23 protein-coding genes and 1 pseudogene are annotated in these 24,995 nt (G+C 39.0%); 14 read left to right on the top strand and 10 right to left on the bottom strand.

The genetic code is table 11. The annotated features are described in order from the left end of the window. Position 1: 1 nt before the first annotated feature. The 4 genes from H561_RS0120960 to H561_RS0120945 form a co-directional block, all read right to left on the bottom strand. Positions 2-2,911 carry a SusC/RagA family TonB-linked outer membrane protein gene (locus tag H561_RS0120960; protein WP_027388725.1) on the bottom strand — a complete coding sequence of 970 codons (2,910 nt, stop codon included), beginning with the start codon at positions 2,909-2,911 and terminating at the stop codon, positions 2-4. Between the two features lie 95 nt (positions 2,912-3,006). Further along, positions 3,007-4,335 (bottom strand): xylose isomerase, encoded by a 1,329-nt coding sequence (xylA, locus tag H561_RS0120955; protein WP_027388724.1) that lies wholly within the window; start codon positions 4,333-4,335, stop codon positions 3,007-3,009. Between the two features lie 99 nt (positions 4,336-4,434). Next, positions 4,435-5,919, bottom strand: coding sequence for a xylulokinase (locus H561_RS0120950; protein ID WP_027388723.1), 1,485 nt, complete (start codon positions 5,917-5,919; stop codon positions 4,435-4,437). A 17-nt stretch (positions 5,920-5,936) separates the two neighbouring features. Next, positions 5,937-6,662 (bottom strand): NUDIX hydrolase, encoded by a 726-nt coding sequence (locus H561_RS0120945; protein WP_027388722.1) that lies wholly within the window; start codon positions 6,660-6,662, stop codon positions 5,937-5,939. Between the two features lie 607 nt (positions 6,663-7,269). Between H561_RS0120945 and H561_RS0120940 the strand changes: the two genes are divergently transcribed. Continuing rightward, a complete protein-coding gene (locus tag H561_RS0120940; RefSeq protein ID WP_027388721.1) occupies positions 7,270-7,695 on the top strand; it encodes a hypothetical protein in 426 nt (141 codons plus the stop codon). Between the two features lie 260 nt (positions 7,696-7,955). Here H561_RS0120940 and ribA read toward each other — a convergent pair whose 3' ends face one another. Continuing rightward, on the bottom strand, positions 7,956-8,546 hold the full coding sequence (gene ribA / locus H561_RS0120935; RefSeq protein WP_034763026.1) for a GTP cyclohydrolase II: 591 nt from the start codon (positions 8,544-8,546) through the stop codon (positions 7,956-7,958). A gap of 93 nt (positions 8,547-8,639) precedes the next feature. Between ribA and H561_RS0120930 the strand changes: the two genes are divergently transcribed. From H561_RS0120930 to H561_RS0120870, 10 genes and pseudogenes are all read left to right on the top strand, one after another. After that, a complete protein-coding gene (locus tag H561_RS0120930; RefSeq protein ID WP_027388719.1) occupies positions 8,640-9,293 on the top strand; it encodes a TetR family transcriptional regulator C-terminal domain-containing protein in 654 nt (217 codons plus the stop codon). Positions 9,294-9,312: 19 nt separating this feature from the next. Further along, entirely contained in the window at positions 9,313-10,632 is a 1,320-nt protein-coding gene (locus H561_RS0120925) for an ABC1 kinase family protein (protein WP_027388718.1), read from the top strand. 3 nt (positions 10,633-10,635) lie between these two features. Further along, positions 10,636-10,758, top strand: a pseudogene (locus tag H561_RS23085) (DUF2256 domain-containing protein); the annotation flags it as partial. 96 nt (positions 10,759-10,854) lie between these two features. Further along, positions 10,855-11,136, top strand: coding sequence for a TIGR03643 family protein (locus H561_RS0120915; protein ID WP_027388717.1), 282 nt, complete (start codon positions 10,855-10,857; stop codon positions 11,134-11,136). A 196-nt stretch (positions 11,137-11,332) separates the two neighbouring features. Beyond that, positions 11,333-12,031 carry an SDR family NAD(P)-dependent oxidoreductase gene (locus H561_RS0120910; RefSeq protein ID WP_027388716.1) on the top strand — a complete coding sequence of 233 codons (699 nt, stop codon included), beginning with the start codon at positions 11,333-11,335 and terminating at the stop codon, positions 12,029-12,031. 47 nt (positions 12,032-12,078) lie between these two features. Continuing rightward, positions 12,079-12,723: a MarR family winged helix-turn-helix transcriptional regulator gene (locus H561_RS0120905; protein ID WP_027388715.1), complete on the top strand. Its 645-nt coding sequence runs from the start codon at positions 12,079-12,081 to the stop codon at positions 12,721-12,723. A gap of 208 nt (positions 12,724-12,931) precedes the next feature. After that, on the top strand, positions 12,932-13,135 hold the full coding sequence (locus H561_RS0120900; protein WP_027388714.1) for a helix-turn-helix domain-containing protein: 204 nt from the start codon (positions 12,932-12,934) through the stop codon (positions 13,133-13,135). 544 nt (positions 13,136-13,679) lie between these two features. Continuing rightward, a complete protein-coding gene (locus H561_RS0120890; protein ID WP_027388713.1) occupies positions 13,680-14,783 on the top strand; it encodes a calcium:proton antiporter in 1,104 nt (367 codons plus the stop codon). 675 nt (positions 14,784-15,458) lie between these two features. Continuing rightward, positions 15,459-16,391 (top strand): DEAD/DEAH box helicase, encoded by a 933-nt coding sequence (locus tag H561_RS23080; RefSeq protein WP_228372323.1) that lies wholly within the window; start codon positions 15,459-15,461, stop codon positions 16,389-16,391. A gap of 75 nt (positions 16,392-16,466) precedes the next feature. Next, positions 16,467-16,661: a cold-shock protein gene (locus H561_RS0120870; RefSeq protein WP_027388712.1), complete on the top strand. Its 195-nt coding sequence runs from the start codon at positions 16,467-16,469 to the stop codon at positions 16,659-16,661. A gap of 257 nt (positions 16,662-16,918) precedes the next feature. Here H561_RS0120870 and H561_RS0120865 read toward each other — a convergent pair whose 3' ends face one another. After that, a complete protein-coding gene (locus H561_RS0120865; RefSeq protein ID WP_027388711.1) occupies positions 16,919-17,608 on the bottom strand; it encodes a phosphatase PAP2 family protein in 690 nt (229 codons plus the stop codon). A gap of 187 nt (positions 17,609-17,795) precedes the next feature. Further along, positions 17,796-17,954 (bottom strand): hypothetical protein, encoded by a 159-nt coding sequence (locus H561_RS24210; protein ID WP_170207320.1) that lies wholly within the window; start codon positions 17,952-17,954, stop codon positions 17,796-17,798. Positions 17,955-18,224: 270 nt separating this feature from the next. On the opposite strand from H561_RS24210, the gene H561_RS0120855 reads away from it, so the two are divergent. The 3 genes from H561_RS0120855 (at position 18,225) to H561_RS0120845 (ending at position 21,858) form a co-directional block, all read left to right on the top strand. Further along, the gene (locus H561_RS0120855) at positions 18,225-19,652 is read left to right on the top strand and encodes an SDR family oxidoreductase (RefSeq protein ID WP_027388709.1); all 1,428 of its coding nucleotides are present in this window, start codon (positions 18,225-18,227) and stop codon (positions 19,650-19,652) included. Positions 19,653-19,988: 336 nt separating this feature from the next. Continuing rightward, the gene (locus H561_RS23075) at positions 19,989-21,500 is read left to right on the top strand and encodes a PAS domain-containing sensor histidine kinase (RefSeq protein WP_034763089.1); all 1,512 of its coding nucleotides are present in this window, start codon (positions 19,989-19,991) and stop codon (positions 21,498-21,500) included. After that, a complete protein-coding gene (locus tag H561_RS0120845; protein WP_027388708.1) occupies positions 21,493-21,858 on the top strand; it encodes a response regulator in 366 nt (121 codons plus the stop codon). Before H561_RS23075 ends, H561_RS0120845 begins: the two co-directional genes overlap by 8 nt. Before the next feature lie 305 nt (positions 21,859-22,163). On the opposite strand, the gene H561_RS0120840 is transcribed toward H561_RS0120845, so the two are convergent. The 3 genes from H561_RS0120840 to egtD are packed head-to-tail and all read right to left on the bottom strand — an operon-like array spanning position 22,164 to position 24,844. Continuing rightward, on the bottom strand, positions 22,164-22,649 hold the full coding sequence (locus H561_RS0120840) for a DUF4385 domain-containing protein (protein WP_027388707.1): 486 nt from the start codon (positions 22,647-22,649) through the stop codon (positions 22,164-22,166). A gap of 16 nt (positions 22,650-22,665) precedes the next feature. Further along, positions 22,666-23,838: an ergothioneine biosynthesis protein EgtB gene (egtB, locus tag H561_RS0120835; RefSeq protein WP_034763021.1), complete on the bottom strand. Its 1,173-nt coding sequence runs from the start codon at positions 23,836-23,838 to the stop codon at positions 22,666-22,668. Continuing rightward, complete coding sequence (gene egtD, locus H561_RS23070; protein ID WP_034763019.1) at positions 23,828-24,844, bottom strand: L-histidine N(alpha)-methyltransferase; 1,017 nt, start codon at positions 24,842-24,844, stop codon at positions 23,828-23,830. Before egtD ends, egtB begins: the two co-directional genes overlap by 11 nt. Positions 24,845-24,995 lie beyond the last annotated feature (151 nt).

Below are 24,995 nucleotides of genomic sequence, written 5' to 3'. Positions count from 1 at the left end.
TTTAAAAAGTTAAATTAAGTCCCATTAAATAATTCCTTGTAGAAGGATTATTAGTTCCAATAACCAGCTGACGGCTTTGATATCCGCTTACTGCTTGATTCTGATCTCCTGTGGAGTTAGGTTCAGGATCCATCCCCGAGAATTTGTGATACGGAGAGAATAATACAACAGGATTTGTCACTGTAAAGTAAATTCTCATGCTGTTAATTTTTAAATCTTTCAAAAATTCCTTGTCCAGATTATATCCTAAAGTGATGGTACGAAGTTTAAGATACGAAGCATCAAACATAGCCAATGTAGAAGAATACTTTGGATTGTCACCACTTAAATGCCTGCCCGGACGTGGGAAATAGGCATCCGTATTATCTTCTGTCCAGTAATCTACATCTACGTTATTGCCTCTACCCGTCAGTCTGTTAAGATAACTTGCTGATCCATATAATGTGCTGATCAAGATTCCTCCCTGTTGAAAGGCACCGACAGTACTTAATTCAAAATTCTTATAGGCAAAACGCATGTTAAATCCTCCCTGAAATTTAGGTGCCGTATCAAAAATCTGCCTGTCATCTGGACCGATTGCTCTTGTCGGTGTACCATCTGCATTATATCCTCCCGTATACAATACTTTAATAGAACCTATGACATCTCTGGAATCACCCGGTTCTAAAATATTTTGGTAAGGATCACCCGCCTGCCATAGTCCAACATATTGATAATCATACAATGAATTGATATTATGTCCTACAAACCATAAATTATTCACATCACGTGGTGTTCCTGATGCAAGAGATAAGATTTTATTTCTGTTGGTATAAAAATTCACTCCAGCTTCCCAGGTAAAACCTTCTGGATTATCAACAATAACACCGTTAAGGCTCACTTCAAAACCTTTATTCTCTGTTTCAGCAACGTTGGAAACTATACTTCCGATAGCTGTGGATGCCGGAAGGTTTTTCTGAGTTAAAAGATCAAATGTATGGGTTTTATAATATTCTACGCTCCCTGTAAGACGATTATTAAATAGTCCGAAATCCATTCCGTAGTTTTGTGTTTTGGAATATTCCCATCCCAAATCAGGATTTGGAGCTTGGCTTACATATACTCCTGTATTGTTTGAACCTCCAAAATTATAAGGTGTTACGGCAAGTCTGCCTAATGTAGAGTATGGACTTACCGCTTGATTGGATGTTTGTCCCCAACCTATTCTGAATTTAAGGAGATTAAGTGCCTTAATATTCTGCATAAAGGATTCATTAGTAACATTCCATCCTACTGATAAAGCAGGATAGGTATGCCATTTGTTACCAGGAGCCAATATTGAAGATCCATCGGCACGAAGCGTTGCAGTCAACATATATTTGTTATCAAACGTATACATTACCCTTCCCATCGCTGATAACAACCCAGTCTGCCAATAAACCTGATCTTCAGGCCTTACTGTAATATCTGCTTGAGGTGACTGTCCTAAATTATAATATTGAAAAAAATCTGCAGGAACATTTCTCGCACTCATATATGAGCTTGTATATTTGTTACCTTCGGCAGAATATAATCCTACTGCATTTATTTTATGCTTTCCAAAAGTACGGTCATAGGTTAAAAGGTTTTCCAACACCCAATGATAGGTCTGGTTATTTCCTCTTCCTGCAGAAGAGGGGCCTGATGCATTGGTATTAAATACCCCTACCCCAGTATAGTTACCGCTGTTTGATGTGCGATAGTCCAATCCGACATTTAATCTGTATTTTAATCCGTTCACAGGTAGATTCAATTCGCCATACAGGTTATTATATGAGGCAAAAGACTTCGTTTCATCAACATATTTCTCACCTAAACCCTCAAGACTTTTACGGGTATAAATCCATGTTTGGTCTATTCCTCCGGCTGTACTCATCACTCTTTTCAGGCTTCCGTCTGCATTATAAGGATTAGCAATAGGGGAATATCCTAAAACAGCTCCTGGATTTACTCCATTTCCTTCCGATTTAGAATAATTGGTATTGGTTGTAAAACCGAATTTAAAGCTTTTGCCTATCTGCTGATCGATAGCCATACGTAAAGCAAATCTCTCATAGTTTTGAAGCGGGATCAATGCATCCTGCTTAAAGTAAGATAAACCCACATTATAATTTCCACCTTCTGTCCCACCGGATACCCCTACATCATGACTGGTAATCATAGCAGGCTTATAGTATAGACTCTGCCAGTCTGTATTGTTATTAGCAGATTCATCTCCATTAGTTGCATATAATGGTGAAGATGTAGTTTGCCCGGCAGACGGTACCGGTGTAGCATAAGCACGAAGTCTGGCAAATTTTTCACCATCCATCATAGGATATTTAGAGAATAAAGTCTGAACTCCTGTAAATGTATTATACGTAAATCGGGGCTTTTGTCCTTTCGAACCTCTGTTGGTTGTTACCAGAATAACTCCGTTTGCTCCTCTGGAACCATAGATAGCTGTCGCAGAAGCATCTTTAAGAATATCAAGACTTTTGATATCACTGGAACTTATATCTCCTAATGATCCTACGAAAGGAATTCCATCAAGAACAATAAGCGGATCATTGGTTCCTGTTAATGATCTGGTACCTCTGATACGAATCTGCATCGTTGCTCCAGGTTTTGTGGATGTTTGAGTAATATCAACACCCGCCGTTCTTCCCTGCAGTGCCTGCGTAATATTGGCCGAAGGAACTTCGCGAAGTGCATCTCCTTTTACAGTAGCTACAGAACCCGTTACGGCTTCTTTTCTCTGTGTACCATATCCAATAACAACCACCTCATCGATCTTCTTCTCTTTTGTTACCGTATCTTTTTTAACCTGGGAATAAACCATGCCTGAAGGCAATAAAGCCATGGCAAAAAACAGTGCCGCTTTATTGGTTTTAGCAAAATGAAATCGGTTCATAATTATTATTTTTTAATATTAGGATTGAATAAAAAAGGCTGTTAATAATGACAGTAAAAAATCCTTAGTGTTTATTTTCCAGCCTTTCTATTGTATTAGATATACATATTTACGATGGCTTCGAACAGTTCCTGTTTTCCGCTTTTTGGCTGAGGCTCACCAATTTCATGTGCTATTCTCTGAAGATCCTCGAGGGTAAGGGTCCCTTCTTCAAATGCCTTCCCGTTTCCATTATCAAAAGAAGCGTAGCGGTCTGTTCTCAGTTTTTTATAATCCGACTGTTCAAGAATATCGGCGGCTGCCAGAAGGCCTTTCGCAAATACATCCATGCCGGAGATATGAGAGATGAATAAATCTTCAGGATCAATAGAATTTCTTCTGATCTTAGCATCAAAATTAACTCCGCCTGTTCCCAAACCTCCTGCAGGAAGAAGAACCAGCCATGCCTGAACCATATCATAATAATCTACCGGGAACTGGTCCGTATCCCATCCGTTCTGGTTGTCTCCCCTGTTGGCATCAATGCTTCCCAGCAACCCTGCATCTACGGCAACCTGAAGTTCATGTTCAAAAGTATGGCCTGCCAGGGTTGCATGGTTTACTTCGATATTTAATTTAAAGTCTTTGTCCAATCCATAATGTCTCAGGAATCCGATTACCGTTTCGGAATCATAGTCATACTGGTGTTTGGTAGGCTCCATCGGTTTAGGTTCAATCAGGAAAGTCCCTTTAAAGCCCTGGCTGCGCGCATAATCTCTGGACATGGAAAGGAAACGTGCCAAATGGTCTTTTTCACGCTTCATATCGGTATTCAGAAGGCTCATATACCCTTCTCTGCCTCCCCAGAATACATAGTTTTCGCCACCCAAAGCAATGGTTGCATCAATAGAATTTTTAACCTGGGTACCTGCGCATGCCAATACGTCAAAATTCGGGTTGGTGGAAGCTCCGTTCATATATCTTTCGTGAGTAAAGACATTGGCCGTACCCCATAAAAGCTTAATTCCCGTTTCTGCCTGTTTTTGTTTTGCGTAGTCTACAACAGACTGAAGGTTTTTTTCATAATCTTTCCAGTTGTCTGCAGGATCTACAAGATCAATATCATGGAAACAATAGTATTCGAAGCCCATTTTAGACATAAATTCAAAACCCGCATCCATTTTATGTATAGCTCTGGTAACCGCGTCATTTCCCGTGTCCCAAGGATGGTGGATAGTTGCCCCCCCGAACGGATCGCTTCCGTCTGCACATAAGGTATGCCACCAGGCCATTGCAAAACGCGTCCATTCTTTCATCGGTTTTCCCATGATGATTTTTTCTGCGTCATAATAGCGGAAGGCCATCGGATTTCTGCTTTCCTTTCCTTCAAATTGAATTTTGTCGATACCTGTAAAAAACTCTTTTGTACCTGTTAAAGTGTTCATATTGATCTTATTTATTTTTTTGATTTTTTTATAAAACTCCCTGCTCACCGGTTCAAAACAGCCGGTAAGTCCAATGGAAAAATTCCGTTGTTACTTTGTTCAGATGATTTCCTTAAGATGGTTTTTCCATCTTGAATAGGCTTCTATATATTGTTCCTGTTTTTCATGTTCAGGCTCTATTACGGCTATCTTTTCAAGGGAAGCAAAGGCTTCTTTGGAATCTGCATAAAAACCTATTCCCATGCCTGCGGCTCTTGCCGCCCCTACCGCTCCGTCGGTGTCATAAAGCTCAATCACCGCATTGCTCACACTGGAAAGCGACTGGCGGAAAATCGAACTCAGAAACATATTGGCATTTCCGGCCCGGATGACCTGAATATCCATTCCCATCTTACGCATAATATTCATTCCGTATTCGTAAGAAAATACAATTCCCTCCTGTGCCGCACGCAGAATATCTCCTTTGGTATGGATGTTAAAATTAATTCCATGAATTGAACAGTTGGTTTCCTTATTTTCCAGAACCCTTTCCGCACCGTTTCCGAAAGGCACAATGCTTAACCCTTTAGACCCGATCGGTGAAAGGGTAGCTAATTCATTCATATCTCCGTAAGAAGACAGTGAAGTGGCAAAATTATGCTTCAGCCAGGAGTTTAAAATCCCGGTCCCGTTGATGCAAAGCAAAACGCCTAATCTGATCTCTTCTGGTGTATGATTAACATGGGCAAATGTATTTACCCTCGATAGCTTATCATATTCGAGCTGATCAAGAACACCGTATACAACGCCTGAAGTACCTGCCGTAGAAGCAATCTCACCCGGATTGAATACGTTCAGCGAAAGCGCGTTATTCGGCTGATCTCCTGCCCGGTACGAAATCGGAGTTCCTTCTTTTAAGCCTAATTCCCGAGCAGCGGACGCAGAAACCGTTGACTGAATACCGAAAGTCGGTACAAGTTCCGGGAAAAAGCTCTTTGGAATTCCGTAATAATTGATCACGTCTTCCGAGATACAGTTATTTTTAAAATCCCAGAAAATCCCTTCCGATAACCCTTCGATCGTTATTCCGATCTCTCCGGAAAGTCTCATGGCAATATAATCTCCCGGTAGCATGATCTTATCGATCTTGTCAAAAATTTCCGGTTCGTTTTCCTTTACCCATGCCAGTTTGGAAGCGGTAAAGTTTCCCGGAGAATTCAATAGATGTGACAGACATTTCTCTTCTCCGATCGTTTTGAATGCCTGTTCGCCGTAAGGAACCGCACGGCTGTCACACCAGATAATCGATGGCCTCAGCAGGTTCTGGTCTTTATCTACCAAGATAAGGCCGTGCATCTGCCAGGTGATGCCGATTCCCTTGATATCTTCAGGATGTACCCCGGACTCATGCATGACAGCTTCATGGGCAAGTTTAAGATTGGTCCACCAATCTGCCGGATTCTGTTCTGCCCAGCCCGGATTAACAGCAGTGATTTTCATTTCCTTTTTGGGAGAAAATTCTGAAGCAACCACTTTGCCGCTGGATGCCTCAATGAGACAAACTTTCACGGAAGAACTGCCGATGTCATAGCCTAGTAAATACATAATTTAAAAAAGGGATATTATTTTATTAGTTTAGTGTTGTTTTTCTTGTAGACTTTAGCATCGAACTTATAATATCTTGCAGCCCGGTGCGATACATTTTTTTCTATTTCATCCAATGCAACAATATAATTGAACGAAGATATCTTTTTATGAAAATTTTTAATGTCAATATGTTTCTCACTCAATGCAGTGTACAGCTGGTACAGCTGTCTGATGGTAAACCTTTTCGGCAACAGCTCAAAAATGATGGTGAAATCCGATTCTATCCATTTCCTGATCTCAATCAGCGACTCGCTGATGATCTTGTTGTGATCGAACGGCAAAGACGGAACCTCATCAATCGGAAACCAGTCTACCGTATCGTATTTTGTACTGTTGATCTTATGATCAATCTTGCAGAGTGAAAGATAGGCAACGGTAATAATCCTGTCGATGTCATGCTTATATTCCTCCCCCATCCATTTAATGTCATGCTTACTGTTGGCACGTGCAGGGTCTGCAAAACATTTGAACTGTTTAAGAACCATTTTTTTAATGCCGGTCAGTTCATGCAAAACCCTTTGCGCCGCATCATCCACATCCTCATCACTAAAAATCAGACTGCCCGGTAATTTTTTCTGCCGATCTAAAGGGACATCGTCCACATGACGCTGAACCAATAAAATATTTAACCTGTTTTCGAGATCAAATCCGAATACAACACAATCTACAGATACATAAGTATGAATAAAATTAGGGCTCATTTAAAATGTTAACATTTATGTAACATCACAAATATAAAAATTCAATTGAATAAAAAAAATAAAATTAATACTATAAGCTACATATCAATAATTTACATATCGATTTTTAATGATAAGAATTGTATAAAAAAAATGATAAGGTTATCATAAAAATGATACTCATTAACACTCTATTACGTGAATCAGCAATTGATTACATAAAAAAATAAAAAAAATACCACAATAAATTATACATTTAAATCATATGATAAGAAACGTTAAAAAGGCTTTATAATTTTTTTAATATAAAGTGTATAAAAAACACTTTTTATTGAGCATATTCCTTAAAAAAAGGATTTTTCCTTTACCATTTTTACATGCAAGGTGTCAAAATCATGTCGAAAAAGAAATTTCAAACGGTTATCTGAATTAATTTTTTGAGAACGGGACATTAAAAAATCAACAAACATCCTAAAGCAATCTGATGATTCCGATGCTTAAGTTTATTAAATACAATTGATGAAAATTTTATGTTTCCGATTCAGAGACATCATATAATTTTTCGCGATTTTACATGTATGGCATAACTTCTGATGTAGGAAAACCACAACACTTTAAATCCAATACTATGTCTATAAAAATACAGGTTGCTGTATGCACACAATGCAACGGCTATCATTCATCTGCGCCTTTGGAAAAAAAAGACTCCAATCATCCTGAAATAATTGATCACTTTTTTTATCACGGTGAGCCATGGTTTACCCTGGAGCAGGAAACGTTTGAGAAATCCAGCACTTATGAACATACGGAAATTCTGGTTGCTGATCTTCAGCAGCATTCTGAAAATGATCATCGGTATTGTCATTGCAGGAAAAAAGCGGCTTCTGAAGACAAAATTCTTTCAGTGATTCCTAAACTTCAGAAAAGCAATCCGGTTATAGAAAAATATGAAGTGGAAACGGAGATTTATTTTAAAGACCTATATTACACTTACAATAACTTTCACGGAATACATCCCCCTAATAATTATAATTCCAACAGAAAATATGGTTAATAACCAGTTCTTCCATTTTTAGAAACAACTATATCTGAGGATGGTTTAGCAGCTTAGTGCTAAACTCATGATATTTTTAACAGATAACTAATAAGAAATGCGGCACAAAAACAGTTCCGCATTTTTTTGTGGGAATAAGTCCTGGTTTTTACAGTGCTATAAATTAACCATCGGATCCTAAACAGTAAAATCTATAGTTCATTCCTTTTCTATAACATCTGTTTATCCAGAGTCTGGATTAATATGATTCTGGATGTAGTTTATACTTTCTCCAGCAGATGACCGAAATAGTCTTTCTTGGTCATCAGGTAATCTTCATTAGATGAATTGGGGTCTATTTCCAAAGGTACTCTCCCGGCGAGGATGATGTCACTATTTTCGATCGCTTTTAGTTTGTCGGGATTATTGGTAAGCAAATAAATGCTTCTTACCTCCAAAAGCTTAAGCATCTCGATCGCAACCTCAAAATTTCTTCCGTCTGCCGGTAATCCCAGCTGAAGATTGGCTTCCACCGTATCTAATCCCTGTTCCTGAAGAGCATAGGCTTTTAATTTATTGATGATTCCGATATTTCGCCCTTCCTGTCTCAGGTAAATGATCATTCCTCCGTTTTCAGAAACAAATTTCATAGCAGCATCAAGCTGCTGCCCGCATTCGCATTTTTTAGAATGGAAGATTTCACCGGTAATACATTCTGAATGGAACCGTACATTCACCGTCTTACTTAAATCTGTTGTTTCATAAACCCATACCAGGTGAGGCATCCAGTCCGTTTCTTCTTCAGAAAATGCATATACGGTAAACATCCCAAATTCAGTAGGTACAGTAGACTGTGCTTGTATTTTCAACATCATCTAAAATTTAAATCATTTATATAGTACAAATTTATACTTTATTTTAATTTAAAGTAATTTAAATTACTAAATTTGATGAAAATAAATTCAATGGATAATCAAAGCCAAAATTATATAACCCAGGAAAGAATATTGGAACTGTATGGTGATTATATTCTTAACCATGGAGAAAAACCGAAGAATGTCTACCTGTTTGCTAAAGAAAACGCGTTTGAGGAAAAAGAGTTCTACCATTTCTTTTCCGGATTTGAGCTTATGGAAAGGGAAATCTTCAATCATCTTTTTAAAAAGTCTCTGGAACTTGCTGCTGAAGTCAATATTTCAGGAGAGGTAACGGCAAAGGAAAAGATGCTTAATGTCTATTTTATTTTCTTTGAGAACCTGACCATGAACAGATCGCTCGTCCTTGCATTACTGGGAAAAGACAGAATGGAGAATGCAAAGGTCTTAAATAACCTTAAAAAGACGCATGAGCAATTTATCAGTACGCTGGATTTCAACGAATGGGAAATACTGAGGAAAGCGGATAAAATCAGGAATTTCAACGAAAAATCAAGGCAGCAGGCCCTGTGGCTCCACCTGGTTTCCTGCATCGAGTTCTGGAAAAAAGATACATCGCCGGATTTTGAAAAAACAGATATTTTCATTGAAAAAACCATTGATACGGGATTTGAACTGATCGATAACGAACCGCTGAAGAAGCTTCTCGATCTGGGAAAATTTTTATGGAAAGAAAACAGGTAAATGAAATCAATAAGAACTTATGAAAACATTAGATAAAATACCGACGGGAAAAATTGAAAGAACCGGCAGCCTTCTGAAAGCGGGTGCCAAAGTGGGCGTCAATTATCTTAAATATTATGGCAATAAAATTACCAAAGATGAAGGTGAGGCGAGAAAGATCCTGAATGAAGACAACGCTTCGGACATCTACGATTCGCTGAAAGAACTGAAAGGTTCTGCCCTTAAAGTTGCCCAGATGCTGAGCATGGAGAAAAATATGCTTCCGGTGGAATATGTAGAAAAGTTTTCCCTGTCCCAGTTTTCAGTACCGCCGCTTTCAGGAGCACTGGTGAGGAAAACGTTCAGGAAATACTTCGGGAAAAACCCTGAAGAAATATTTGATGAGTTTTCTTCGGAATCCGTAAATGCGGCAAGCATCGGCCAGGTGCACAAAGCCCGGAAAAATAACAGAGCCCTTGCGGTGAAAATACAATATCCCGGCGTGCGTGAGAGCATCAGCAGCGACCTTAAAATGGTAAAACCCATTGCGATGAAGATGTTCAATATTAAAAAGGATGGTTCGGAGTCTTATTTTCAGGAAGTTGAAGATAAGCTTTACGAAGAAACGGATTATACTCTTGAACTTCAGCGAAGCCAGCATTTTTCAGAAGAATGCATGCATCTCCCGAATATTCTTTTCCCGGCCTATTATCCCGAATATTCCTGTGAAAAAATCATTACGATGGACTGGATGCCCGGGCTTCATTTTTCAGAGTTTATCAAAAAAGACAATACACAGGATCAGCTGAATTCCATAGGCCAGACCCTCTGGGATTTTTACATGTATCAGATGCATATCCTTAAAAAAGTACATGCAGATCCGCATCCGGGAAACTTTCTCGTTTCGGATGATCAGAAGCTACTGGTGATCGATTTCGGATGCATCAAAGAAATCCCGGAAGACTTTTATACGCCTTATTTTGAGCTGGCCAGGGAAGAAAACCTGAAAAACCCTGAGATATTCAGAGAAAAATTGTATACGCTGGAAATATTGCGTGATGACGATACTCCTGAGGAAACTGCATTCTTTTCCAAACTCTTTTATGAATTGCTGGAACTATTTACCCGGCCTTTCAACCGGGGAGATTTTGATTTTTCCGATGATTCATTCTTTAATGAAATAGCAGACCTCGGACAGCGGTATTCAAAGCTCAGCGATATGAAAGGGATGAATGCCAACAGGGGTTCCAGACATTTTATCTACCTTAACAGGACATTCTTCGGGCTGTACCATATGATGCATGACCTGAAATCAAACCGCGTGGTCATCAATAATTATCAGAATTTTATTAAACCATAAAAGATGCCGGCCGGACTGCCTTCAAAGACCTGTGAAGTCTGCGGACTTCCTTTCAACTGGCGCAAAAAGTGGAAAAAGAACTGGGACGAGATTAAATACTGCAGCGAACGGTGCCGAAGAAATAAAAAATCAACATCCTCCGGTACACCAGAGATCTGCCAACAAGAAACGGGAATACTCTAACCTGATCATGCAGGAAGATAATCCCGCAAAAATAACATTATGGATAAACAATTCACTCTTCAGCAAACCGACCGGATTATTGAAATGGCATGGGAAGACCGTACACCGTTTGAAGCCATTGCCTTTCAGTTCGTCATCAGTGAAGCGGAAGTAATCCAACTGATGCGCTCCGAGCTTAAGCCATCCAGTTTCAGGCTGTGGAGAAAACGCGTCAACTCCGGACTCAGTCAAAAGCACCTTATGAAGAGAAAAGAGGAAATCATCCGTTTCAGGTGCAGCAGACAGCGTGTGATCAGCAATAATAAAATCTCAAAAAGATAAACATACTGCACAGCCCTGGATTCAATCCTTAAGACTGACTGATTTGATTTAATATTCGGTTATGGGATAATAAAGTTTGATAACATTTTGAAATAATTTCAACAATAGTTTATCGGTAATTATGCAGATTTTGTGTATTCAAATCTAAAAAACCAACTCTAAAAATTTAGTCATTATAATAAAGCAAAAAACAAATATGAAAAACATAGTCATCATCGGATGCGGATCAGGGATCGGGCTCGCCACTGCGAAAATCCTTTCGGAAAACCATAAAATCATCGGTATTTCCAGGACTTTTAATCCGGAACTGCGGCATCCCAATATCGAATTTCATGAAATGGATATCCTTACCGGAAATTTAGACGGGCTTACTTTTCCGGAAAGGGTCGATGGCCTCGTGTATGCTCCCGGAAGCATCAATCTTAAACCATTTAGCCGACTTGCGGAAGAGGACTTTAAAAAAGATTTTGAAATCAATGTTTTAGGGGCTGTCAAATGTATTCAGAAACTGCTTCCGAACCTGAAAAAACCGGAAAGCTCATCCATCATACTTTACAGTTCGGTAGCCGCAAAGTTGGGAATGCCTTTTCATGCTTCAGTTTCTGCCAGCAAAAGCGCCGTTGAAGGACTGGTAAAAAGCCTGGCAGCGGAATTTTCATCCCAGAAAATACGGGTTAATGCCATCGCGCCTTCTTTAACGGATACTGCTCTCGCGTTACAGTTGCTCTCCACACCTGAAAAAAGGGAAGCTTCGGCCAAAAGGCATCCGCTTCAGAGAATCGGAAACCCTTCTGAAATCGCGGAGATGACGGAATTTTTGCTTTCCGATAAAGCGGCATGGATTACCGGACAGGTTTTTGGCATCGACGGTGGAATGGGAAGTGTCAGACTGTAATTTTGAATCCCGTCGACAAACGTATATCTTTACATCAAAATTATCTAATGCATACTGATTTTTTTATCGATCTGCTGTTGCAGGTAAAAGATTTTGAAAATTCCGGATCCTATACGCCTCATGCTAAGGTGGAAGATTTCCGCCTGTGGCTGAACGATAAAAAATACAGGGAAGAAAGCCCTACCAAGCTTTTTAAGAACGAAAAGCATGAGGTTTCCTTCAGAGAAAACGAAATCTGTAAGCAGATCCTTCTGCTGAGCAGGTATTCCAAACAGCTGATAAGGAAAGGGCTGGGTGAATTCCCTGAACTGGCCAATGAAGAATTCACTTACCTGTACCGCCTGAAAGATGAGCCGAACCTTACCAAAATACAGTTGATTGAAAGAAACGGCCATGAAAAACAGACCGGTACCCAGATCATTAAAAGGCTCCTGGACGCCGGACTGATTGAGGAAAAAAATGATGAGGAAGACCGAAGGAGCAAAAGGCTGAACCTGACCGAAAAAGGGGAAGAGCGTTTTCACCAGTCGGTTGAGAAAGTCAACCTCACCTCTGTTATCCTGTCAGGAAAGCTCTGCGATGAAGAAAAAAGCCATTTATTAAAAACCTTAATTAAATTAAATGATTTTCATTCCCATCTGTATTCCGAGCACAGAAATTCAGATGTAAGCATGATCAGCCAATTACTTTAAAAGAAGGATCATCATTCATCTTACCTGATTTCAGAAGTGTACTATTTTATTACTTGACCTATACTATTTGCAATATTTTTTACAGAAGTGAAACATATAAGCTGAATGGTTTTTATCCGTTGCATACTGGGAATTTCCTGCACTTTTTTTGTTAATATAGGCAGACTGGCACTATATTTACAGAACGAACAAGATCTATTTATATAAAATGCCCATTATAGTCAACCTGGATGTCATGCTGGCCACCCGTAAAATGCAGAGTAAAGAATTGGCTGAAAAGCTGGGCATCAGTCCTGTCAATCTTTCAATCTTTAAAACAGGAAAAGCCAAAGGTGTACGCTTTGATACGCTTGAAGCCATCTGTAAAATCCTGGAATGCCAGCCGGGAGACATCCTCGAATATAAAGAATAGTAAACGGCCAAAGCCTGTTGTAACTGCCATACATTTTTTTTACAATTTTTCACCTTATACTTTACCGCCATTAAAAAGCAATGGAATGGCTTACAGGATTTCCATATCAATACATTATCAATCAGCAATTCAAACCTGATTTACAAAAAAGGTATCATGCTGCTACTGACTTCTCACCGGAAACCGTAAAAAGAAAACCGGCCGGTTATTTAAAAACCGAATAAAACCGAGAACCTCTGATCTATCATTTCATTTTAAATACCGCGAATTTTTCATCTGATTTCCGTGATCATCGGAGCAGATAAAGCTATCATATATAAGTCTGACAAATTAACAGTATCTTTACCGAAAGTCATGTGCCATTTATTTATCTTGCCATATGAATCGGGCAGACGCCATGATCTGATGATGCTGTTTTCGTCTGAAACATGCAGAAATTAACCTTTGCAGTTTTCAATGTCATACAAGTATTCCGGCAGAATCAATTAATTCCCTCATTTCCAACCCCTACTCTCTTGTTACTGAACCGATAGCAAAAAACTTTATGAAGAAAAAAATATATCTTTTAATCTGGACCATACTGATTCCCGTTCTCGCCTGGCTGGCGTATTTCGGCAGTCATTTTTTTTCCGGTACATTCTATTCTGCAGTCCTTTCGCTATTTCTGATAGGAAGCGTTCTGGCTGCCGTGTATCATTCAGAAGTGATCGCGTTTCGTGTCGGCGAACCTTTCGGAACGCTCCTGCTTGCCTTTGCCATTACCGTGATAGAGGTAGCCCTTATTATTTCAATTATGCTGGGCGCTAAAGGGCTTGAAACCATAACACTGGCCCGGGACACGGTATACGCAGCAGTAATGATTATTCTTACGGGCATTATCGGCGGCTGTATTATCATAGGTTCTGTTAAATTCAAAGTACAGAACTTTACCCTTCAGGGAGTCAGCACGGCACTTATTACACTCACCTCCATCAGTATCTTCGTGCTTATCTTACCGAATTATACGGTCAGCCATAAGGGTGGGGAATACACTTCCCTTCAGCTGCTTTTTGTCTCGCTGATCAGCCTTTCATTATACCTGGGCTTTACCATGATGCAGACCATCAGGCACCGCAGTTATTTTATTTCACCGGAAAACAGGTCAGCTGAAACATCTGACGGCGATGATGACGATTTTCCTGAAAAACCTTCCAACCGGCAGATGTGCATCAGTATTCTTTTTCTGATCCTTTGCCTTGGAATTGTGGTTTTACTCGCAAAACTGCTTTCCGGGGATGTGGAATCCATTGTAAAATGGGCCGGAGCACCGAAATCGCTGGTCGGGATAATTATTGCGGGAATCGTTCTCCTTCCTGAAGGGATGGCGGCATTCCGTGCGGCAAGGAATAACCAGATTCAGACTTCACTTAATCTGGCCTTTGGTTCTGCACTGGCGAGCATCGGGCTCAGTATTCCCGCCATTGCCATCACCTCCATTATTACCGGCATCAGGATGACATTGGGCATTGATATCAAATCCACCATTTTACTGGGGCTTACCCTGTTCATCATTACCATCTCCCTGGCCACAGGAAGAACCAATATTATGCAGGGATTTGTATTGGTAGCCATTTTCCTGGTATATCTGTTTACGGTAATTATCCCTTAAAAATCCTGCAAGCTTATCACAAACCGGCAGATCGTAGGTTAACTGATGTAGTTAATGATATTATTTCATTACGTTTCAATACTTATTTTCTGATAAATAGATAAAATGTAAACGTCCGAAATTCGTCTGTAATATTGGCTCAGCTTTACGATCGATAGGGGCCCAATCAATTGGTTTTTTAATAATCTTTGCAGAAAGAGCCATCTTATGATGGGCCATAATGAAGTAAACCAGCTTCAAATACGAACCGCGCAGGAAACCAAAAGCCGGGAATAAGGTTCAGTAGCTGATGTACAATTCTGTAGATTTCAGAATTTAATCATCCGCTTTATGAAAATAATCCTCCACCCTGTAAAATCCAAGAACATTTCTGATAATCAATACCTTAAAACCACTGTTATTCCGTTTTTTTATCGTATGTTTGCAAAGCATTTACAAAACAGGTTTCTGCCTTTGCCATTCTGTATGAGTTTAAAATCACAATTTTTCTTTCAGTCTAGCTTTTCAGCTGCCCGCTTTAAACTTCATTTTATTACGATAAAATAATACAGACGATTGGTTTCCGGAATATCCCATACAAACAAAACAATCCTTTTATAAAAGTTTATTTTTTTACCTAAAGATGTAAATGATCATAATGAGGATTAAGAATGTATAAAATTTTTACGCCGCCCATTGTGTAAGATATGCATTGCAAAGCCCAACAATTGTATTTTCATTGAGAATATTCTTATCGCCGCTGAAGCAAATAAAAAGGTTAAAAAGATCATTATCTTAACAACCTTTTTTAAAGATACATCAATTCAGTTCCCGGTGAAGGATCTGGTCATAAAAACAACAGAAATCCTGATGTCTATTATAAGCTTTAAAAATTTAAATTTAATCAATCCCATTGTCCGTGCTGCTACGGAAGCCGGATATTCCAAGCCTACTGAAATCCAATATACGGCAATCCCCCATATTTTAGCGAGAAAAGACATCCTTGGATGTGCACAAACGGGAACGGGGAAAACAGCAGCATTCGCAATGCCTATTCTACAATTGCTTAAAAAGAATACGCCTGATCATAATGAAATAAGAACACTGATCCTGACTCCGACACGTGAACTGGCAGTTCAGATTGAGAACAATTTTAAAATGTACAGCAAATATCTGCCTTTGTCACAGCTTTCCGTTTTTGAAGGCGTTTCTACGGGCGGCCAGCTGGCTGCTTTGAGAAAGAGAGTGGATATTCTTATTGCAACTCCCGAAAGACTTCTGGAGCTGGTGAGCCAAAGGCATATCGATCTTTCCAAAATCGAAATGTTCATTTTGGATGAAGCCGATAGGATGCTCGATATGGATTTGACCGCCGAGGTGAAAAAAGTTTTACAGCTGATTCCTAAAAAAAGGCAGACCTTATTTTTTTCTACTGCCATGACCGCAGATATCCGTGCTCTTGCAGATATACTGTTGCAGAATCCGGTAGAAATAACCGTCGCTCCGGTTTCACCGAAAGCACAGCATATTCAGCAGTCGGTATACCTGGTTGAGAAAACAGACAAATCAAATCTGCTGATTGGATTCACCATACCTGTCACAACACCTGATTTTCAGTATAAAAACTAAACCTATACTATGGTATTGATTTACCCGATTAAGATATACAAATCAAAATAACAACAATTTTAAACAACCAACACAATGCAAGAAGGCACAGTAAAATTTTTTAACGAGGCAAAAGGCTTCGGATTTATATCTCCGTCAGACGGAAGCAGTGATATATTCGTACATTCTTCAGGACTGACCGCAAGAACCATCCGTGAAAATGATAAGGTAGTTTTTGATGTACAAAAAAGCGAAAAGGGCTTAAACGCTGTTAACGTTAAACTTGCATAATTCAGATCGTTATTATTTTAAATAAGCGCTTGAAGATTTGTATGTAACGGAATTCGTAAAAACACAAATATTATATCCCGTTATTTTGTCTGATGTAACCATCTGTCAGAACAAATTTTCCGGCCTTTTCTGAATTAACTAATCATATAAAAAACAATTTTTATTTATATTATTTTAATACCCTCCCATGAATATGAGAGGGTATTTATTTTTCAGAATAGCAAATGGGACTTTCAGGTTTTAAATAAAAAATTTGATTATACAGGTTCTGTTGGTGTCTGCTCGGTTTTATTCTTCAGATATACCAGCCGGGCGATCTGCAGACACTGGATCCCGATGATCAGCCCTCCGAGAATATCGGTAAACCAATGAGCTCCGAGATAGATCCTTGAAACAGCACCGCAGATGATCATAAAGACCAGCAGAGAAATGATCACTGTTTTTAACCCTTTGCTTATCCTTTGTGAATACAAGACAATGATTGATACCATCCCAAAGAAAACTGTATAGAAAAGGACATGGCCGCTGGGGAAACTCTGGTATTTGGTTTCTTCAATAACCCTCACAATATCTGCACCGGGCCTGGACCGGTCGATGAGCATTTTTAAGGTCCAGCTTATAGCACCTGTGAGTATCGTTGAGAAGATCATAACCGCTTCTTTTCTCTTCCCGAAAATTAAAAAAAGCAACGAGGTGAGGCAAATTGCAAAAAAGGCAACCCGCACCCTTCCAAGCCAGCTGAGCCCTTTCATGATATAATCCAGAAGGCTATGCTGCTGATGCTGAAGAAACCCGGACACATAATAGTCCCAGTGAGCGGAGCGGTTCGATAGCACAAAAGAAGTTAGGAGCAAGAATGAAACAGTAAGCAGAAAAAACAATAAAGCATTTATAACTACCGCATTGGTGAATATGGACTCATAGATCCTGAATCTTTTTTTATACATGAATGAAATGAATACGTTAATAGCAATTTTAAAAATCTGCTGTGAAATGAATCAGCTTTACCGGAAAAGCCTGTACTTAAAAATACAATATAAAAATATTTATCTAAATAGAAGTTTATAATACTGTCCTTTTTGCCTATAAAAAAAGCTACCCGAGGTAGCTTATTATTCATGAAGAAAATAAAAACTAGAATAAATTATTCTGCTTTGCACTTCCGCTGGCTCCTTTAGGCAGAAAAACAACTTTTCTGCTCATCATTTTAGCTTTTTCAAGAACTTTAAGCGCTTTCTGACGTTCGATTTCCTTATTGATTGAAGTACTGTCCCCTTGAGTAGATTCTTTCATACTATATAATTTTGTGGTGTTATTCTGTTTGTCATCAGGCATAATTGACCTGCTTGTTATTCTCTTAGCATAAAGCAGACCATTTTTCTAAAATTATCAAGTAAATTTTAAAATTTTGCCTTATGGTATCAGTTTTGTAAACTTTCATGGCATCCGGTATTATAACCCGGCACATCATCTATTCTAATTTTAAACACTGAATATCAGACACCTATCGGATCGGATCATTCAGACAAATAAAATCCAAAATAACTTATAAAAAGACACCAGATGAAAATATTTCTTACAGGAGCAACAGGATACATCGGAAAAAGGCTGCTTATACAGCTTTTAAGTGATGGGCATGAAGTCATTTGTTCGGTGCGTGACAAAAAAAGGTTTGACACTTCCATGTATCAGAATTACCTGAATAAGCTGAGCATTATTGAACATGATTACAATGATCCTGAAACCCTTGTGCCTGTAGAAAAAGATATTGATGTGGCATACTACCTGATTCATTCCATGTCTTCCAATGCAGACTTCAGTAAAGCGGAAAAAATATCTGCCGGTAATTTTTCGCGGACCATTGAACAGACTTCCTGCAGACAGGTGATTTACCTGACCGGTATTGTAAATGAAGATAAGCTTTCCAAACACCTCCAGTCGCGGAAAGATGTTGAAAAAGAACTGAAATCCCCGGCCTACAGCCTTACGGTGCTCCGGGCAGGAATTATTATCGGCTCAGGGTCGGCATCCTTTGAAATCATCCGTGACCTGGTGGAAAAACTGCCCGTCATGGTAGCGCCCAAATGGCTGAAAACACTTTGCCAGCCGATCGCCATCAGAAATGTCATTGAACTGCTGACCGGCGTTATGCATCAGCCTTTTACCTATAATAAACATTTTGATATTGCAGGCCCGGATGTCCTGTCTTATAAAGAGATGCTGCTTATATTCGCCAGTGAACGGCATTTAAAAAGAGTTATTATTTCGGTACCGTTTCTCAGTCCGAAATTATCTTCTTACTGGCTGTATTTCATTACCTCAACCTCGTATGCTTTGGCCAAAAACCTGGTTGACAGCATGACGATAAATGTGGTGGCAGAAGACAATGACCTGGCTAAAAAGCTTAAGGTAAAGCTTCTGACTTACCGTGAAAGCCTTAAACTGAGCTTTGATAAAATTGAACAGAATGAAGTCCTGTCAACATGGTATGATTCATTCGGGAATTACAGATATACCAAAAATGTATGGGAGTTTCTAGAGGTTCCAAGCATGGGCGTTTTTAAGGATAGAAGAACGCATGAAGTGAAAGATGAAAACAAAACCTTAAACAAAATCTTCGGAATCGGAGGAAAAAACGGCTGGTATTATGCCAATCATCTGTGGAGCATAAGAGGAATGCTAGATAAACTTTTCGGCGGCGTGGGACTGAAAAGAGGCCGTAAAAATTCAGCGACGGTAAATGCCGGGGACAGTGTGGATTTCTGGAGGGTACTGTATGCGAGCAAAGAAGACAAAAGACTGCTCCTTTTTGCCGAAATGAAAATGCCGGGCGAGGCCTGGCTGGATTTTAAAATTGAAAACGGAAAGCTGATACAGGAAGCCACTTTCAGGCCCGTGGGCTTAATGGGCAGGCTGTACTGGTATTCTGTACTTCCGTTTCATGCGTATCTGTTTAACGGAATGATTAAAAAGCTTACTGATGATAAATAAATATGAAATGAGTCCATGTTCATTTATAAAGTTGTGTATCATTATGAATTTTGCATTAAAATGACAAAAAATTAGAAAAATTTTAGAATTACAAGATCAACTTTTAGCATAAATTACAGAAAATATAATAAAATAAATTTTCAACAGTCAGCTATCTAATGTTTTTATAGTGAATAAGTTAAATATTTATAAATTATAATTTATAACGGAGGCATACTATTTGTGTTATCAGTAAGCACCATACAGATTTGCAGAATTTTATGCTTTTCCTCATATTTGCAGATCAATGTCAACAATAACAATATAAATTTGAAAGCATCACAAAACAGTTACAGTATGATGGACAACAACATTGACATTTATATTCAGGCGCTGAATTCAGCTAACTGCGGAATTATCATTACTGACAATATGCAGCCGGACAATCCCATTATCTACTGTAATCATGCGTTTGAAACCATGACAGGATATTCTTATGACGAGATTATAGGACATAACTGTCGCTTCCTTCAGGCTCAGGACAGATCACAGCCTGAAAGGCAATATCTTAAAGACTGCATCATTAATGGAGATGAATGCAGGGTTGAGATCAGAAATTATAAAAAAAACGGACAATTATTCTGGAATGAGCTTTTTATTTCACCCGTTAAAAATAAAGCAGGTAAGATTACCCATTTTATCGGTGTTCAGAATGACATCACTGAACGTAAAAGGGCTGAACATGAACTGCGGGAAGAGAAATCTTCCGTTGAGAAAAAAATCAAGGAACGCACCAAGGAACTTGTAGAAAAAGAAGTATTCCTTTCAAGTATTATCCAGACGGTCAGGGAAAGTTTATTGGTACTGAATGCAGATTACAAAGTACTGAGTGCTAATAGTCATTTTTTGAATTCTTTCAAGGTTACTGCAGAAGATACGGTCGGAAAAATTTTATTTGAACTCGGAAATAATCAGTGGAATATCGGACCTTTAAAAGAGCTTCTGATGAAGATCCTTCCCACGAATAATCCCGTTATTGATTATGAGGTGGAACATAATTTCCCTTATATCGGTAAAAAGGTAATGCTGGTAAATGCATACCGCATCGAATTTGAAGGGCAGTATAAGGACAGAATACTGATTGCTATAGAAGATATTACGGAGAAAAAAGAAATTGACCGACGGAAAGATGATTTCCTTTCCATAGCAAGCCATGAGCTGAAAACACCGCTTACAACGATCAAAGGGCTGATACAGCTCCTCCAAAGGATGGTTCCTGAAGGTTCTCCTGAAAAATACACCACTACACTTGATAAGGTATCTGTGTATGTAGATCGTCTTAATATCCTGATATCAGACCTTTTGGATACTTCTAAAATTCAGTCCGGAAATATAGAACTCCATAAAGAACCTTTTAAAATTGATAAAACCATTGCTGATACAGTAGAGAATTTATCATTGGCGGCTCCCAACCATAAAATCGCACTGTCAGGTAATACGGAATCCACTATTTTAGGGGATGAGCTTCAGATTTCACAGGTAATCAACAATCTTATTTCCAATGCCATCAAATATTCTCCCGGTTCAGATAAGGTAGATATTTATACGAGCAAAGTAGGTAATTTTGTGAAAATTTCAGTGAAAGACTACGGAATGGGCATTAATGCCCAGGATAAAGCAAAAATTTTCGATAGATTTTTCAGAGCACGGGATATACAGAAAAAATTTCCGGGCATGGGTATCGGTCTGTATATTTCACATGAAATTATTGTCAATCACAACGGAACACTTTGGGTAGAAAGCGAAGTCGGAGAAGGATCGACCTTCAGCTTTACTTTACCTATAATGAAAAATGACGTAAATGAATAGCAAAAAAATCATCGTCTGTGATGACGATCAGGGCATATTGGATGTATTGCAGATGCTCCTTGAAACAGAAGGTTTTACAGTGTTTACTGAAATCAACAGTACCAACCTGATCAAACAGATTCAAAACAATGCCCCTGATCTTATCTTACTGGATCTCTGGATGCCGCTGTTATCCGGCGATCAGGTACTTAAGATAATCCGTACTACCGATGGCATTAAAGACCTTCCGGTTATTGTGTTATCAGCCAGTGTAGACGGCAGCGATATTGCATCTGATGCCGGAGCCAATGATTTTGTAGCCAAGCCTTTTGACCTTGATGATATTATTTTTAAAATCAATAATTTATTGGCCAATTAATCTACTATTTAAAAACTGTTTCAATTCATTTAAAATCCGCACAGATCCTGATGCGGAATATTTACTCATTCAATAAATTGCTGATCAGTATTATCATATTATTAATTGGGTAAACTCAGACATTTATAGTGCTAATTTAATATGCAGAAACCTTTTTTGTAATCTTTCTGGATGAATTTTATCAAAACAGATATTATTCATAGAAATTTCATCTGGTAATTTGATAAATTTCTATTGGCTTTTCTAATTCTATTTTACGGTGTAAAACAATGTTAACGGTTAAATATTACAGATCGATATCCTGCTTATCCTTTTTCTTTTTTCCAATCTGTTTTCATTTGCATATATTGAGGATCTGCCTCTGCTTCTTTCCATTTGTCATAAAAAACGGATGCTGAAACTGCCTTTTCAGGATCGCCTGTTCCTCTTTTCAGAGTTTTATACTCATCTTCCTTATCATATTTTTTGCCTCCTTTGTAATTATAGTACCTGCGCGCTCTGGTAAATCCCATCTGCAGATATTTCCTTGCCAGATCTGCTCCGACAAAATCATCATCTCTGATATATTCTTTAAACATGCTGAAAATCTTCTCTGAACTTTTTTCTGCAATTTCTGCGGTTTTAAAACGCCAGTGCGGCCCTATTTCACTTTTATACGGTTCACAGATCAGGACGCCCTGTTCTCCTTTTCCTACATGGTAAAGCTCAGGATGTATCCGATAGTCTATATCCGGCTTCCAGGGATAATCATCCGAATTAAAGTTCAGATAGCTGGGCTTCTTTTCTTTCATATTTAAAAGTCGACTGTTATTTCGCAAGCCTGATTCCCGAGAACTGCCATTGCAGATCTGCCGGAAAGAAGTTCCGGTAAGTGTTCCTGCTATGACCTTTTGGCGTTGCTTCGGAAGCACCGCGCAGAACCATCTGGTTAATCATAAATTTACCGTTGTATTCCCCTACGGCACCTGCTTCTTTTTTGAAACCCGGATAAGGAAGGTATGCACTGTTGGTCCACTCCCAGCGTTTGCCCCATTGAAAGTGACCGGAAGCAATCTCCCATTCCTGTTCTGTGGGAAGACGCATGCCTTTCCATGAAGCAAATGCTGAAGCTTCGTAAAAACTGATGTGGCAAAGTTCCTGATCCGGATTGACTTCCTGCAGGCCGCTTAACGTGTACATCATCCATTTTCCATCAATACAATGCCAGTATAATGGAGAGGTCATATTCTTTTCGTTTACCCAATTCCAGCCGTCAGCATGCCAGTGCCTGAAATCGGTATAGCCTCCTGCTTTCATAAATTCTAAGTATTCGCCGTTGGTGACCAGATGTTCTGAAATTTCAAAATCATTTACATATACTTTATGTCTTCCCAATTCATTGTCAAAACAGAATCCGGTACCTGAAAATCCGATTTCATATATTCCTTCGGAAAATGAAAGCATCTTATGGTTTGTAACAATCTTTTCAGAATCCGATTCATCCACTTTATACACAGGAAAAAGCGGATTATGGCCGAGAATATATTTAATATCGGTCATAAGCAGTTCCTGATGCTGCTGTTCATGGTTAAGGCCCAATTCCAGCAGAGACTCAATGGTTTTGGTCATATATTTACTTTCAAGGAACTCAGTCATTTTCTCATCTACATATTTCCTGTACCTGTAAATATCTGCTACCGACGGCCGACTCAGGTTCCCCCGGTCTGTACGGATGACACGGGCACCAATGGTTTCATAATAACTGTTGAACACAAAATTATATTGAGAATCAAATAGTTCATAAGAAGGATCATAAGGCTGCAGGATAAAGGTTTCAAAAAACCAGGTAGTATGTCCGAGATGCCATTTTGGGGGACTGACATCCACTACAGGCTGCACTACATAATCTTCAATTTCCAACGGCGCACAGATCTCTGTGGAATACCTGCGGATCTCCTGAAAGCGCTTAACCCAGGAACTGATCAATATATTATTGCCCATAATTATCTGCTTTAAGATGATCTTTTTTCCAGATACTGTCGACAAACCAGCTTTTGGAATCGTTAATTTCACCCGTTACTTTAAAACCGGTTTCTTCTGCAAGCTGATGAATCTGGTCTATGGAAAATTTCTGTGAGACTTCCATATCAATGATTTCATGTTCCTCAAACAGAACTTTTTCATCGGCAATTATCACTTCCTGTCGGGCAAGACTTATCAGAAAACTCCGGCATGAACCGCTGACAGGATTATAGCTCGCATAATGCTGAAAATGATCCGGATTAAAATCTCCTCCCAGCTCACGGTTGATCCTTGAAAGAAGATTCAGGTTAAATGCCGCCGTAATACCGGCTGGGTCATTATAGGCTTTTAAAACCGTATGGGGATTTTTCTTTAAATCAAAACCAATGAGCAGACTGTCTTCAGGATTGGAAATATCATAGAGCTCACGACAGAAACTTACGGCTTCTTCCGCGCTCATATTCCCAATATTTCCTCCGAGGAATAAAATAACTTTCCTTTTAGACGACATTGCCGATGCTTCTTTCAGCATTTCAAAATATTCCCCTTCCAATGGGATAACATTGAGATCAGGTAATTCTTTATTTAAATTTTCTTTAAGTACGGAAAGGATGTTTCCGGATATGTCAATAGGCATATAGGAAAAATCAACTCCTTTTTCGGTGAGATGCCTGAGGAGAAAGGTAGATTTCATCGCATCTCCCACTCCCAGTTCAATCAGGTCGAAAGGACCGTTATACGCATTGATCAGACCGGCAAGCTCTTCAGTTTTATTTTCAAAAATATCCAGTTCACAGCGGGTAAGATAATACTCAGGCATTGCCATTATCTTTTGAAACAGCCGGTCTCCGGTTTTATCATAGAAATATTTGGAAGATAAATGTTTCGGGTTGCTTCGGAGGCCTGACAAAACGTCTTTGAGAAAATGGTTCAAATGATCACTTTCATGTACCGTTTCAGGGTCTTCGGTGGATGGTAGATTCATATCTGTAGTTGTTTGGTTTTTAAAGTTCAGCAACTATCTTGCCGCTGGCACAAAGCTTCATAATTATTTATATACTCATCCGGGTATTATTTGAATTCTGGAAATAAATTGTATTTCTCTGTAAAAAAATACCCGATATCCCAAGCTTGGA

This window comes from Chryseobacterium gregarium DSM 19109, from assembly GCF_000430845.1.
Classification (GTDB): Bacteria; Bacteroidota; Bacteroidia; order Flavobacteriales; family Weeksellaceae; genus Chryseobacterium; species Chryseobacterium gregarium.
This window is presented reverse-complemented; position numbering and strand designations above follow the sequence as displayed.